Genomic DNA, 15,022 nt, shown 5'->3' on the forward strand with positions numbered 1-15,022 from the left:
AAGATCAACGTAAGCAGACCCTGTGCTTTTACGCTTGCCTGTCTTGCAAAATCAAAAGAAATCTCTTCCCAGAACATTGAAATGGTCTCGGGTCTGAGATAGTCGGAAGTCAGTGTTGCGATGCGGGATCTCCGTGAGAACAACTGGAATTGAGTTCTGTTTTATGGAAAGGGACCAAAATATGAGATTAAAGCTCATCATAAACGAATAAACAATACTATCAGAATCAAGTCAATCGCGGTATACAACTATATCTCAAACCGAAACCCAGGCACAAGGGGCGGAAATCAAAAATGAGTCCTCAACAAGCAAATTCTTCCATGAAAAAGAGAGTTACAGATTTAATTGTTATACTTTCTGATGGACTGTACGAACGAGAAGAGGTCGTTGCAGTTTCTCTTCTTTCAACTCTTTCCGGGCAGTCAATTTTTTTATATGGATTGCCAGGCACAGCGAAAAGTCTAATTGCCCGTCGTTTATCAAAGGTGTTTAAAGATTCAACTCATTTTGAGTATTTAATGCAAAGATTTAGCACTCCTGAAGATGTTTTTGGACCTGTGAGTATTCAAGAACTAAAAAAGGATAATTACATTCGCAAAACAGAAGGCTACTTACCTACTGCTGACTTTGCTTTTCTTGATGAAATATGGAAAAGCAGTCCAGCTATTCTAAACACTCTGTTGACTATTATAAATGAGCGAATTTATCGTAATGGCGGAAAAGACGAAAAAGTCCCATTAAAAGCATTGATTGCTGCAAGTAATGAAACTCCACCGCCCAATCAAGGATTAGAAGCTCTCTATGACCGTTTTGTAATGCGAATAATAGTAAATCCTATGAAAGAACGAGAGAATTTTGAAAAACTACTTGAAGGGGATGCTGCTTCTACTGATGTTGAAATCCCGGATGGACTACAGTTTTCTCACGAGGAGGTTGAGCAACTTTCCAGTGAAATCGCTAAAGTAACTATTTCCAAAGAAGTATTTACCATCATAAATTCAATCAGAGTTTCACTTGATGAATTTAATAAAGATAATCCCAAAATTGCAGTTTATGTCTCTGATCGTAGGTGGCAGAAAATTGCACTCATTTTGAAAACATCTGCATTTTTATGTGACCGCACTGATGTAATACCCGTTGATACCCTTATATTACGACATTGTTTGTGGACACTTGAACAAAATAGAGAGCAAATTAATGAAATTATTGAAAAATGTGTGAAACAGTTTGGCTGCGCTAATAATGAGAGGTTAAATAGCTGGGAATTGGATCATAAGGATCTTGAAAAAGGTATATCTGATACATTCTTTTACACGGAAAATATTTATGACACCGAAAAAAAAGAAAATGTGCTAAATTATGGTGGGAATTCCGGTTATGACAACGATTCATTTGTCAAATGGTTTGATTCAACTCCACCCATAAAATTTACTAAGGGAACTCAAAAGGCTGTGGACTCAAGGATTAAAGATACTTTTGTTAAAGCTTGTGAAGATTCTTTGAGTTCACTTACGGAAATTATTAATGACACACAATATAATGTCGCTATTCAAAAAAAATTGAATGAAACCCCATTTGTACCTTCTGAAAAAAGAGAATTAGTTCTTGATGCATTCAATTCTTTTCTTAAAGATTTAGAAAACCACAAATTGAATGCTGAGCATTTGTTGAAAAAGGTGCAATCTTATGAAATCTCCAACTCATGAAATTGCTAAAACAGAGGAATTAGTCAATACTTTTCTTTCTGAAGATTTCCCTGATCTAAATAGCGGAGAACTTGATAAACAATTGAGTAAAAAAGTTAGTAATTGGGAGGAATCAACTCTCAGTTTTTTAGAAAACACAAACCCTTTTGAAAAACATCGGTCTAAATTGGTCTCTGCAAAATGGGATTTTAGGGCGCATGGTGGCTCTGAAAAGTCAATTCTAAGCGATTTAGAGGAATATAAGTCACTCCAGCCATCCGCAAATGTTCTGTTTTGGAAAGAAAAAACACTTGCTGTGGAAAAAAAGGTAGAGGAAAATAAGAAAGAGACAATTATAGAAAGCCTTAATTCGATTCGCAGGAATGAGCAAGAAGCTTGGAGAAAAGAGTATGAAAAACAATTACTTGAATGGCAACTCAAGGAAATCCAAAATCGCCGGGAACAATTGTTAAAAGAGTTAAAAGAATGGCTTGACCCTTTACAGCAAATGAAAGAGGTATTTGATGAGTTGGGTATTGAGCCTGGACTTTTGTGGGATTCAAGTGTCGGCAAATTAAGTAAGCAAGACATATCTTTTCTTAAACAATGGGCAGAGTATCTGAAAAATAATGAAAGCGTTCGTAATTTATGTGAACTAATGGGAAGATTACATAAAGAACAACAATCTCATCACACAGAGGTTATCAATTCAACCGTTCAATACTCTGTTATAAAACCAGATATATATTCCAATGAAGAGATTATTGGTATTAAGCTTGGTAGAGATTTAGAAAATGTTATACCACAGGAATTGGCTCTATTAAGTGACTCTGATATTGCATTGCTTTTTGACTTGAAATATGTTGAAAATCGACTGATGTGTTTTTCTAAACAAGGCGACAAAATAGAAATCGTTGAAGAAAATATTCTGAAAACCGTAAGCATTGTTGATGATGAAAAAATGGGGCCGATAATTATTTGTGTTGATACAAGTACATCTATGTCAGGTGCTCCAGAGAATATAGCTAAAGCATTAACTCTTAGTTTGTCATCTCGAGCGGTTTCTCAAAAGAGAAAATGTTATTTGATAAATTTCAGTACTTCAATAAAGACCCTTGATCTTACCCCACCGAAAGGCATTCATGATTTGATAAACTTTCTTAAAATGAGTTTTCATGGGGGTACCAATGTTGCACCAGCTTTACACGAGGGGGTACGGATGATGTCGGAAGCTGATTACAAAAAAGCGGATTTACTGGTTATTTCAGATTTTGTTCTCTATGGTTTATCTTCTGATATTGTTTCCCGGTGCAAAAAGCAAAAACAAGAGGATAATCGCTTTTTTTCATTGTCTGTCGGTAGTTTTGGCACTCAGCGGGTTGATAAAGATGTTTTTGATCAGAATTGGACATATAACCCTCTAAGTGGTGACATTTCAGAAATCAACAATGTAGTTGAATGGGTTACCCGGAAATGATGGAACCGGAAAATATTAAAAGTTCATTCGAAAGGGAATTAATGACAACTTAAACATAATGATAACTTAAACATAATGACAACTTAAACATAATGACAACTTAAACATAATTATTTTTTAATTGATCGATTTGGTCGTATATATGATGAATCAAAACTTCAAATTTATTAATTTCTAATAGATAATTTTCATATGTATGGAGTTTGATTTTTTGTTCTTGGGTAGTGACATTGCCCCTGTATTCTTCTATGAGAGGAGTTATTTTCGTTTTTGCAATGTCTAATTCAGTCGCAAAACCATTCCTTATCTGGATAGCAAAAGCATCTAGCAGGTTTTTTTCCATAAGCAGGTATGTCTTGCGGGATCCGGGCTTATGTATTCTTTTTATACCCCAAAAATGTTCTATATTTTTTATCTTAAGGCTGATAGAAGCAAGGCTATACCCGGTTCTCTCTGCCAGTTCCTCCATACTTATCTCATTGGGCTCAAAATTAAGTATCGATAGAATTTGTGCAGTGGAATTATCAACTCCATAGTTTTTAAAGATCTCATGACCAATGTCAATTATTTTTTTTTCAATATCAGGCATTTTTCTCCTCTATGAATCTGAATGTTTTTTTAATATATTGGGATTATGTGCATCAGGCAGATACCAGTTTTAAGCCACCGATACCAACAGCAATTAGTCCAATGAAAAAGATTCTGGACAAATTCATTGATTCGTTGAAAAGGATTATTCCCATTAAGGTTGTTCCAATGATTCCAATACCTGTCCAGACTGCATAGGCTGTTCCAACGGGCAATGTTCTCAAAGCTCTCTCCAATAAATACATGCTCAAAATTAAAGTAATTACTGTAAACATCATTGGATAAAACTTGGTTAATCCATCACTATATTTCAGCCCAACTGCCCATCCAGTTTCAAATATTCCTGCAATTAATAAGTATATCCATTCCATATATATCATATTTTTAGTGTTTTTAATAAATATTAAAAGCTAAATGTGTCTAAGTTTTATTTATATTTATAGGAAGAAGTGTAAAATCCATCAAATCTTAATTTCATGGGATATAAGCGTTAACTTCCTCACCATTTTTTATATTTGTTGCCTTCATATGTACCATCGTCTATTTTTTCCTGAAAGTTTGGTATGAAATATTATGTTTGGACTATATGTAAACCTGACAACTATACACAATTATGGGGCATTATTTAACAATCGCTATCTTTAGATCCCATCATAAATTAAATGTCGACCTGCCGAAAGCAGGTGCTAAGACATAATTTCTTTTTTATCTGGGTCTTCGAGTAAAAAAAGAAAATTCCAGGGTATATTCGGGGCCCTTTCATTAACCTTTCTTAAGATTTTCATTAACCTTTTTTAAGACTTTCAAAAGCCAATCGCCCTTTCTGCCGGGATCATAGCCATTGGCACCTGACCTACAAGGCGGGCTACTATCCTGCAGCGGGAAAGGAGATGTTTTTCTTTCCTGATGTCCTCAAGGCGGTCGAAGATGTGACTGTTTTCAGGGCTTTCGGGAATATTTTTCCGAATTATTGTTTCGAGAACTTCCATTTTTTGCATGAGGACTTTTTTGTCGGCTGAGGTTTCGAAAGTCCAGTCCCGGACTTCGCGGCTGATGGCAGAGGTGATTTCTTCGGAGGAAGTGCCTTTTACCAGAAAGCAGGCAAAGCGGGCTTTTGCCCTGATTTCCTCAAGGGTGTCTTTCATCCTCTGTTCCGATACCTTTTGCTTTAGGGCAGGATGTCCTTTTTGCTCTAATTTCTTTGAAAGGATGACTTCTTCTTCAGCCCGTTCGAAAAGGGCGAAGGAATCCTCAAAGATCCGGAGAGAAGACTCAAGAAGCTTCTTCTCGGAAGCAAGGTCATTTGAACCGGGTTTGGCAGCGTCCTGAATAATTTTTTCAAACTTCCTAAATGTCCTGGAGAGGGCGTCGATTTCGTCTGCATCTCCCATTTCACAGATCATGGCTGAAAAGTACTTCTCGGACTCTTCCCTGCCGGTCTCGGAAGATTCAGCAGACAGAACGTTTAGGAATTTTTCGTAGAAGTTCAGGTAGAAGCCTGGAAGGGGGTGGTAGGAAGCTGTTTCGGCTGAATTTCTGAACTCCAGAACGGCTTCTTTAAGTCCACGCATGTATTCTGCTTCTGATTTTGCCTTTGCCGCATTATGGAGGGAGGCAATCCCAAGGGAGCGGAAAGCATACTTCCGCACGTAAGCGCACTCTGAACCTTTTAGTTTTTTTAGGCTTTCCAGGGCTTGATAAGGGTCGGGATGCACCGCATAGGCAGACTCAAAGGCCCGGGCAGCTGCTCTCTGGATAGAACTGTCCCTGTGGTTTGTAAGGGACAGGAGATCAGCCCAGGCTTTGTTTTTGTCCGGGACCAGCGGGAAAGAAGGGGCAAAAGCCTTTGCGGCTCCTTTCCTTACATCTTTATCCCAGTGGGATGAAAGCTGCACAAGTTGGCCCCAGGCATTCTGTTTATCCTCTGCGAAGGGGAAGGCTAGAGCTAGCAGGTTCGATGCACTTTTCCGGAGGTAATTGTCCGGTCCTGAACAGAGATCGGAAAGGTTGTTAAAAATACTCGTTTTATCTTTCACCAGGGGGAGAACCATGGAGAGAAGGTCGGCAGCATCCTTGCGGACAGGAGATTCCTGGTCGACACCCATCCGCAAAACCTCCTCCCAGACGCCTGTCATTATTTCTTGTCCCAGGCCTGCTTTTATGTCCTGTTCTGAACCTATTTCTATGTCCTTCTCTGAGCCTTTATTCATACCTCTATTTTGGTCCCCTATTCGGGAAAAGAGAGAGCGGAGGGACACAGATGCCCCCTTCCGAATTATGGGGTCGGGATGTGCGGAAAGGTTTAGCAGTTTTCCACATGTCCATTTCTTTTCCGGCAGGTGCGGGAAAACTGATGAAATTGAGTCTGCAGCATCCATTCGGACATAACTGTTCACATCGATTGCCAATTTCAAAAGTTCGATAAAAAGCTGTTTTCCCGGGTTTCCCGGGCCTTTTGCATTTCCTTCCTTGAAGACATAAGCGAGGGAATAAGCTACACTTCTGCGGGCAAAAGCAGGCTTTCTTGTAATTTTCGAGATTTCTTCAGAAGCTTCCTCTTCGAAAGCAAGGTAAGGGTAGGCAGAGGCGAGGGCATGCATTGCCCGCATGATCACGTAACTATGGCTTTCGGCTTTCAGGTGGAGGAGGTCTTCCCATGCTTTTTTCTTGTCGGAGACTTGCGGAAAAGCCTGGACAAGGGTGTCGGCAGCTCGTCCCCGTACATAGCTGACTTTACTTCCCGCAAGTTCGGTAAGGTCTTTCCAGGCACTGTCTTTATCCTCAAGGTGCGGGAATAATGGAGCAATGGAGTCCACTGCCCTGTCCCTCACATGACCATCTGTGGCTCTACTGAGCTTTAGAAGGGTAGACCAGGCTCTATTCCTGTCGGGAAAGTGAGGAAAAACTAGAAACATGGTATCTGCCGCACGCCGCCGGAGAGTCCCCTTTTCAGAGGCAATCAACCCTAAAAGGTCCTGCCATTCCGTTTCTTTATTTCGAGAACGGATAAAAGCGGAAGCAAGGGCTTCAAAAGATTCTTTTTGGAGAGGTTCTCTCTCTTCCAGAGCAAGCTTTAAGAGCTCTTTCCAGGCTTTATCCTGGTCTTCAACGTGTGAAAATACCATCCCGAGAGTTCGGGTAGCCTCAACCCTGGTGTTCATGTCTGCAGACTCCCTCAGTTCAAGCAGGTCTTTCCATGCCTGTATTTTATCAGGGACCAGAGGAAAAACCGATTTGAGACCGGAAAAAGCATATTCCTTTACAGAATCGGTTCCGGAACTCGCAAGTTTCAGAAAATCGGTCCAGACCATCTGTTCCCCGGGGATAAGGATATAAGAGGATGTAAGAGCATGCATCGCCGCATTACGTACCCCCGGAGCCTGGCTGGCCGCGAGGCCTGCAAGTTTCGTCCAGAGCTTTTTCCTGTCCGGCACATGAGGATAAACCAATTCAAGAGTTTTGACTGCAGTTTCCTTTACAAGGTTGTCTTTATCAGAGGAGAGTCTGAGCATATCATCGAAAGCCTGCTCCCTATCAGGGAGAAATTCAAAATTAGTACTCAACTGTTTCAGGGCATCGATTTTTTCTTCCATAAAGGGATTTAGAGTTCTGTCGTGTAGGGTTTCTTGGTCAATCACGTTTTCTCATCCCGTTTCTGGTACTAACCATCGTTTTTATGATTTACAGGTATCAACAATCGGTCTGAATATCGGTTTCGATTATCGGTCCGACTACTGGTTTTTGTTGCCTATTCAGTTCAGTCGAATACCCCGCTAGCTTGTTATGGGGATGAATGCTTCCCTGGTAATCGTTAATGATAATACGATTTATCAGTTCCATTTTTCGTTTGTTAATTTCTGCTCGAACTGAATGGTTTAGGGTTGTGATCTCCTTTTAGGGAATTTGGAGCGGTGGCGCGAACACACTGGTGCATCGATTCCATATATTCTCATAAACCACAGAAAAAAAATCATAAATGAATACAGACGGCTTCAATCCTTTTTTGTCCGTGCACGTATGTGGTTCTTTTAAGTGGAATTCATTGAACAGCGTTGATTTCAAATTCCAATTTTATGCCAGTAATTTGGAATCGAAGTACCAGGTTGCTTGCGGCGGGGTGCGCCAGCAAAACTTTAACTAAAAGTGATGGTGTTTCTTTATAAATATTCTGATTTTTATTTAATATTTAGAACGTCATACAGTTATTCTCAATTTTCAGCCCACCCCTTCTCTAGCTATTCTTTTTTAGAAGTAGCTTAAATTTATTTTTCCAGGATGCAGGCATAATTACTGAAAATTAGGACAATAAAGCCTATAATGCAGGATATTCGGTTCTGGTAAAGGAGGGACACCATGGAGCATGTCGTTTTGGCATGTTTGACACTGAGATGAGAATGGTGGGAATTGAAAATACCTTCATAGTAACTGCAAAAGGCGGAGAGTGTATTATAGGGAACAATCCGGGCTTGATTCCTGTATTTTGATTGACGAAAATCCCGGGCAAACCTATCTTCTAATTGAATTAAGTTTTAGGGAGAGGTTGTATTAGAGGTGAGTAGAAATAATTCGAACAATTCTTCAACCCTCTGCCCAATGGTAAGAGTCCGTGGCTATTCACCTGAGAAAGATCTTTTTATTAAGATTAAGAGCTTAAAATAAGTACCTCCGTCTAGCTGAAAATTCTCTGAATTTCATCTATCGTTATGAATTCAAATCTAGCCAGGATTGTAACGTAGACCTGGCAGCGACTTCCATCATCGAGTACACGCATAAAATGTATTAAGGGCATTACATCTATTCAGGTTCAGGCGTGAAAGGATGCGATAATATGATCAAAAAAAAGGAAGACTCAGGCAAAGAGGAAAAGCTGCATTCTGCAGAAGAAGCCTCCATTAGTGAACAGCTTGCTCCGGATGCAGACTCGAATCAAATCCCAAAAGAAGATTTTCCCATCGTGGGCATTGGCGCATCAGCTGGTGGATTGGCTGCATTTGAAGCCTTTTTTTCAGCTATGCCCAACGACACCAGTCTCGGTATGGCATTTATCCTGGTGCAGCACCTGGACCCTAACCACAAGAGCCTCCTCGCCGACCTGATCGGACGCTATACACGGATGTTGGTTTACGAGATTAAGGACGGGATGATTGTCCAGCCTGACTGCGTCTACGTCATCCCGCCTAACCACGACATGATTTTTCAGGATGGTAAATTGCAGTTGCTGGAACCGTCTGAGCCTCGCGGCCATCGCCTGCCGATTGATATATTCTTTCGTTCCCTGGCTCAGAGCAAGCAAGAGCTGGCAATTGGCATCGTACTCTCGGGTACCGGCAGCGACGGCGCACTGGGAGTGCGGGCGATCAAGGCAGAGGGCGGTATGGTGATGACACAGACCCCCGAATCCAGTGAGTACGACGGCATGCCGCGCGGCGCCATTGCCACAGGTCTGGTAGACTACCCCCTGCCACCGGCTGAGATGCCTGCTCAGCTCATTGCCTATGTCACCCAGGCATTTGGAAAAAGACCCCATTTGATTCCCAGGATCGAAGGCGCGATGAAAAATATATTCAGCCTGCTGCGCACCCAGACCGGCCACGATTTTTCCCATTATAAGCAGAACACCATCAACCGCCGCATTGAGCGGCGCATGGCTGTCCAGAATATCCAGAGTGTGAACGAGTATGTGAGTTATTTAGAGCAAAAACCTGCCGAAGTGGAGGCGCTCTTTTCCGACCTTCTAATCGGCGTTACAAGTTTCTTCCGCAACCCCACAGCATTTGAGACACTCCAAAAAAAACTAATCCCGGAAATCTTCGCCAACAAACGCACTGACTCAGTGATACGGATCTGGGTGGCCGGCTGCTCCACAGGTGAGGAGGCTTATTCCATCGGTATCCTGCTCCAGGAGCAGATGGAGATGTTGAAAAAAAATTTCAAGGTACAAATCTTCGCAACCGATATTGACAGCCGGGCTATCGGAGAGGCTCGCAGCGGCGTCTATCCCGCCAGCATCTCCATTGATATCTCCCCGGAAAGGCTGGACCGCTTCTTTACCCAGGATTCAGACGGCAATTTTCGCATCCGGAAAAATATCCGTGACATGGTAGTTTTTTCCGAACAGGACATTATCAAAGACCCGCCATTCTCCAAACTTGACATGCTCAGTTGTCGCAACGTGCTAATCTACATGGACAGGGAACTGCAGAAAAAGCTCATTCCCCTCTTCCACTACGCATTGAACCCGGGAGGATTTCTTTTCCTTGGCCCCTCCGAGACCCTGGGTGAGTTCGATAACCTTTTTGATACGCTGGACCGCAAGTCGAAGATCTATCTCAAAAAGTATGTTGACAGTGGACACCCTCCCTTGGGGATATTTAACTCTCCTGGACTGGAAAGAAGGAGGAGGGAGAAAAAAAGACTGTCTGACAAGGCTCTTATCGAAAGCAAACCTCAAATGCGCGAACTGACCGAACAGACGATTCTGCAAAATTACGGCCCGGCCAGTGTGCTCGTCAACCAGCAAGGCGACATCTTCTATCTTCATGGTCGGACCGGCATGTACCTGGAACCGGCTCCGGGTGAGGCTGGTATGAACATCCTGAAGATGGCTCGCGAAGGATTGCGGCAGGAGTTGGCTACGAGCCTGTACAAAGCCGTAGTCAATAAAGAACCGGTATTTCACCCCGGGCTGCGGGTCAAAACCAACGGTGACTTCGCAACAGTCAATCTGGTGTTACGACCTGTGGCTGCAGACCCTGGTGCCGCCGCCGAGTCAAATCTGTTCTTGGTCACCTTTGAGGAACCGCCGGAGGGGGAGCAGAGCAAAGCCGGAAAGGAAACTGCCATAGATCCAGGTGAAGGAGCCTTTGAGAACGCAATGGAAGATGAAGCTCGCATCCTGGAGCTGAAGCGGGAACTACAGATTAAGGAAGAACATCTCAAAGCTTCCAATGAAGAACTGGAGACTTCCAATGAAGAACTCAAATCCTCCAACGAAGAGATGCAGTCAATCAACGAGGAACTGCAATCTACCAACGAAGAACTGGAGACCTCCAAGGAGGAACTGCAGTCCGTAAACGAGGAATTGGCTACGGTTAATACCGAACTGCAGAACAAGGTGACTGATCTGTCTCAGGCAGTTAACGACATGAACAACCTTTTGAGCGGCACGGGTATAGGTACTATTTTTGTGGATCACCAGCTGCGCATCCTGCGTTTTACTCCTGTCGTTACACGGATCATCAATCTGATCCCGACTGATGTGGGACGGCCTGTTGGGCATATCGTCTCGAACCTGTTGGGTTATGACCGTCTTGTAGTAGATATTAAGGAAGTGCTAGACAGCCTTATACCCAAAGATATTGAAGTCCAGACCCAGGATGGCTTGTGGTACCTGCTGCGCATCCGGCCCTATCGCACTCTCGAAAACGTTATCAAGGGAGCTGTGATCACCTTTACAGATATTTCCGAGATGAGGCAGGCAAGGGATCTCCTGAAGGAATCCGAGGTCATGCGCCGCCTTGCCGTGGTAGTGCACGACGCGAGTGATGCTATAACGTTGCAGGATATGGAGGGCCACATTCTGGCCTGGAATCCGATGGCTGAGAAGATGTACGGCTGGAGTGAAGCCGAGGCACTGAAGATGAACATTAGCAGCCTGGTTCCGGCGAGCCGAAAAGAAGGAGAGTTGGATACACTGAAGAAGCTTAGCCACTCTGAAAGTATAGAACCTTACCGCACCCAGCGGCTCACCAAAGATGGCCGGATAATAGAAGTGGGGCTGACCGTCACTTCACTGGAGAATGATGCCGGTGAGGTATATGCTATTGCAACTACGGAGAGGGAGATCAAATCAGGAAACATGGAGAAGAGAAAAAAGGAATAAAAAAGGGATCTGTTCGGACCGTTGTCTGACTTTCGCAAGAGGATGGGGGAGATAGTCCGAATAAAAACTACTCAGATATCGGAAAATCTGGATTCGTTCTTGTTGAATATGAAGTGAATTTTGAGTTTTGGAATCGGCCCATTAATATTAGGACTTACGCACTTGAAATGAAAAGGCATGCACATGAGGACTCGTCAACATTATTTAAGTTTATACAGTTAAGTCTTTTTTGCTCGTGGTATTAAATTCAACTGCGTAAGTCCTAAATATTTTATGCATGAAATGTTATATTTGAAGAGGAGCTAACTTACGATTACGTACGTTTTAAAAACAAATATATGCACCTTGTTCAATTTATGAAGTGTTGATTTTTTTTTTTCTGCGAGACTTATAGCATGCGAAACAGGACTGTTGGGTGAGTCTTGATTAAACCTGAAAGAACGAGCAAACCACGTGTTTGAGAACAAGTAGTGATATTCTTACGCTAACGGTTTTCAGGAATTAATTTCCTATACCAGAATAGTCAGAGAAGAGGCAAAATGAGAAAAAACCTGAGAAAATCTGGTATTGATATTATTGGGGATATACCCTGGGGGACACATTTCTGCCAGTTCTACCAGACAAAAGAAGATTTGGTGGACATACTGGTCCCCTATTTCAAGGTCGGGCTGGAAAATAACGAATTTTGTATGTGGATAGTATCACGACTCTCTGAAGTAGAAGAGGCAAAAGAATATCTTAAGAGAGCTGTTCCTGATTTTGATGTTTATCTGGAGCAAGGGCAAATAGAACTCATTCCCTCCGCGCAGTGGTATTTAAATGGAAGTATTTTTGATTCGGAGAGGGTATTAAATGGATGGGTTGAAAAACTTAACAAGGCTCTGAATAATGGTTACGATGGATTGAGGTTGGGAAATTCTTTCCGGCTGGGAAAAAAATATTGGAGTGATTTGGCTGATTATGAGAAACAGGCAAATGATGTTATTGATAATTACCAGTTGATTGCCCTTTGTACTTATCCTCTCGCCGGGTGCAATGCAACTGAGATAATCGATGTGGTTATCAACCATCAATTTGCTCTGGTCAAAAGAGAAGGAAAATGGGAACAGATAAAAAGCACAAGGCACAGGAAAGCAGAAGAAAAAATTCAGAATCTGGCGAATATTGTGGAATATTCAAACGATGCTATTATAACCAAATCCCTTGATGGTATCATTACCAGCTGGAATAAAGGGGCAGAGCAAATTTATGGTTATCTGGCTGGAGAAGTTCTGGGAAAGCCCATATCCATTCTAGAGCCATCCATATTAGTTGGGGAAACAGAAGAATTGGCTGAACTGGTTAAACAGGGAGATAAAATCCACAATTATGAGACTTTACGGTTAAGAAAGGATGGTAAGATAATAGATGTCTCATTAACTTTTTCTCCGGTTTTTAATGCATCCGAAAAGCTGACCGGGATCTCAACTATTGCTAGAGATATAACCAGAAGTAAAAAAGCAGAAGAAAAACTTCGGAACAGTGAAGACAGGTACAGGATTGTCACAGAGCAGACAGGACTGGTGATATACGACTATGATTTAAGAACAGATGAGAGCAACTGGGCAGGTGCCATAGAGGAAGTTACGGGATATAGTTTTGAAGAATTACAGCAGTTGGGCAAAAACTTCTGGATCAGGAATATTTACCACTCAGATACGAATCATGCGGACGAAATATTTTCGAATTTGAGAATGACCGGAGGTAGATTTAATGAAGAATTAAGGCTGAGAAGAAAAGACGGAACTTGCATTTCTATCGAAAACTCCGGGGTCTGCCTTATGGATCATGAAGGTCAGCCTTATGGGGCTATCGGAGTACTGAAAGATATTTCAGAGAAAAAACTTGCCAGTAAAATTCTTCAAGAAAATGAGGAAAGATACTGTATAGCAACTGAACAGACAGGACAGATTATATTCGATTTCGATCTTGAAACAGGTGAATTCAAATTGGCAGGAGCCATCCGGGAAGTAACGGGGTACGATCCGGAAGAGTTAGAGAATTTAGGTAAATCGGGCTTGATAGAATATGTGCATCCTGAAGACAGGCTGGTACTGTTTGAAAACCTGAAAAAGTCCTTTGAGAAAATGAATAAAATTCAGGTAGAATTCAGGTTCAGAAATAAAGATGGGAACTACATCTATGCCGAAAAATGTGGAGTCTGGCTAAAAAATGACGAAGGAAAGGTATACAGAGCTATAGGAGTAATTAAAAATATTACAGAATGGAAACTTGCAATAGAAAAGGTTGAAGCGAGTGAGATGAAATACCTCTCTTTCATTCAGAATTTCCATGGGATTGCTTTCCAGTTTGATGAAAACTTTGTTACTATATTCATGCATGGCGCTGTTGAGGAGATCACCGGATATAGTGAAAAGGAGTTTATGTCCTGGATTAAGTGGAAAGACATAATCCATCCGGATGACCTGGCTTTCGTTCTCAAAGAAGAGGAAACGATTAGAAACTCTCCATCCGACAGCTACAAAGAAATCGAATTTCGTATAAAGCATAGGGACGGAAGAATCAGATGGGTTCGTGAAGTTTACCAGAGAGTTCAGAGAAAGGACGGAAAGCTGGAATTCTACCAGGGTGCTATTTATGATGTGACCGAAAGAAAAGAGACAGAAAAGTTCCTTGCAAATCTCGAAACTGCCCGTAAAAAAGAAATCCACCATCGGATCAAGAATAACCTGCAGGTAATCTCCTCCCTTCTTGACCTTCAGGCTGAAAAATTCAACAACAAAGAATGTATTAAGGATTCAGAGATCCTTGAAGCCTTCAGGGAAAGTCAGGACAGAGTAATATCCATGGCTCTTATCCACGAGGAACTGTACAAAGGTGGAGGGCTCGATACACTGAACTTTTCGTTGTATGTTGAGAAACTCACTAAGAATCTTTTTCAGACATACAGGCTTGGAAATGCCGATACCAGATTGGATATGGATCTAGAAGAAAACATCTTTTTTGACATGGATACTGCAGTTCCATTAGGTATAATTACCAATGAACTCATTTCAAACTCTCTCAAATACGCATTTTCTGACAGAGATAATGGGAGAATTAAAATCAAACTTTGTAGAGAAGAATCCCGGAAAAGTGAAGACAATAGAGCGGGAAACAATAATGAGGACTTAAAGGGCACCAATTTTATTCTGACAGTATTGGATAATGGGATAGGTATGCCTGAAACTTTCAATCTGGAAAATCTCGACAATCTTGGCATGCAACTGGTAACCACCCTTGTAGACCAGTTAGAAGGCGAGATTGAACTGAAAAGAGACAATGGGACGGAATTCACTATAAGGTTTACAGTAGTGGAAAAGAATTAAGGGTAATAACTATTTCAGGAGT

General features: G+C 41.9%; 7 protein-coding genes. 4 read left to right on the forward strand and 3 right to left on the reverse strand.

Annotation, left to right across the window (positions count from 1 at the left end; translation table 11 throughout):
• Positions 1 to 320 precede the first annotated feature (320 nt).
• Both MSWHS_RS11370 and MSWHS_RS11375 read left to right on the forward strand, forming a co-directional pair.
• Positions 321 to 1,706, forward strand: coding sequence for an AAA family ATPase (locus MSWHS_RS11370; protein ID WP_231585404.1), 1,386 nt, complete (start codon positions 321 to 323; stop codon positions 1,704 to 1,706).
• Positions 1,687 to 3,162 (forward strand): VWA domain-containing protein, encoded by a 1,476-nt coding sequence (locus MSWHS_RS11375; protein WP_048129828.1) that lies wholly within the window; start codon positions 1,687 to 1,689, stop codon positions 3,160 to 3,162. The genes MSWHS_RS11370 and MSWHS_RS11375 overlap by 20 nt, the downstream gene beginning before the upstream one ends.
• A gap of 100 nt (positions 3,163 to 3,262) precedes the next feature.
• Here the strand turns inward: MSWHS_RS11375 and MSWHS_RS11380 are convergent, their stop codons facing one another.
• From MSWHS_RS11380 to MSWHS_RS11390, 3 genes are all read right to left on the reverse strand, one after another.
• Positions 3,263 to 3,751 carry a GbsR/MarR family transcriptional regulator gene (locus MSWHS_RS11380; protein ID WP_048129827.1) on the reverse strand — a complete coding sequence of 163 codons (489 nt, stop codon included), beginning with the start codon at positions 3,749 to 3,751 and terminating at the stop codon, positions 3,263 to 3,265.
• A gap of 52 nt (positions 3,752 to 3,803) precedes the next feature.
• A complete protein-coding gene (locus MSWHS_RS11385) occupies positions 3,804 to 4,121 on the reverse strand; it encodes a multidrug efflux SMR transporter (RefSeq protein WP_048129826.1) in 318 nt (105 codons plus the stop codon).
• A gap of 432 nt (positions 4,122 to 4,553) precedes the next feature.
• A complete protein-coding gene (locus tag MSWHS_RS11390) occupies positions 4,554 to 7,388 on the reverse strand; it encodes a hypothetical protein (protein WP_156151223.1) in 2,835 nt (944 codons plus the stop codon).
• Positions 7,389 to 8,578: 1,190 nt separating this feature from the next.
• On the opposite strand from MSWHS_RS11390, the gene MSWHS_RS11395 reads away from it, so the two are divergent.
• Complete coding sequence (locus tag MSWHS_RS11395) at positions 8,579 to 11,632, forward strand: CheR family methyltransferase (RefSeq protein ID WP_048159078.1); 3,054 nt, start codon at positions 8,579 to 8,581, stop codon at positions 11,630 to 11,632.
• A 539-nt stretch (positions 11,633 to 12,171) separates the two neighbouring features.
• Positions 12,172 to 15,000, forward strand: a complete 2,829-nt coding sequence (locus MSWHS_RS18535; RefSeq protein WP_052722702.1) for a PAS domain S-box protein — start codon at positions 12,172 to 12,174, stop codon at positions 14,998 to 15,000.
• Positions 15,001 to 15,022: the final 22 nt, after the last annotated feature.

The sequence above is a fragment of the Methanosarcina sp. WWM596 genome (assembly GCF_000969965.1).
Classification (GTDB): Archaea; Halobacteriota; Methanosarcinia; order Methanosarcinales; family Methanosarcinaceae; genus Methanosarcina.